Genomic DNA, 324 nt, shown 5'->3' with positions numbered 1-324 from the left:
ATATTTTGATTCGTTTGTTAGATTTTGTTTTTGCTTTCTTTGGCCTGTTGTTCCTATGGCCAGTATTTCTCATTATTTGTATCCTTGGTTACTTTGATACGGGGTCGCCTGTCTTTTTTCAGACCCGTGTAGGTCGTAACAAAAAACCTTTCACCTTGGTGAAATTCCGCACGATGCCTGTCGAAACAAAGTCTGTAGCGACTCACTTAGTTGGGGCGAGTTCTGTAACGAAATTAGGTGGTTTTTTGCGTAAAACGAAATTGGATGAACTCCCTCAGTTATACAACGTGCTGAAAGGTGAAATGAGCTTGGTCGGCCCAAGAC

General features: G+C 42.0%; 1 protein-coding gene. It reads left to right on the top strand.

Annotated elements, in window-relative coordinates; all coding sequences use genetic code 11:
• Nucleotides 1-2 precede the first annotated feature (2 nt).
• Nucleotides 3-324 (top strand): sugar transferase (locus AB4512_RS24650; protein WP_372176103.1); only part of this gene is annotated, 322 nt, incomplete at its 3' end.

The organism is Vibrio sp. 10N.222.52.B7, from assembly GCF_041474275.1.
In the GTDB taxonomy this organism is placed as follows: domain Bacteria; phylum Pseudomonadota; class Gammaproteobacteria; order Enterobacterales; family Vibrionaceae; genus Vibrio; species Vibrio crassostreae_C.
This window is presented reverse-complemented; position numbering and strand designations above follow the sequence as displayed.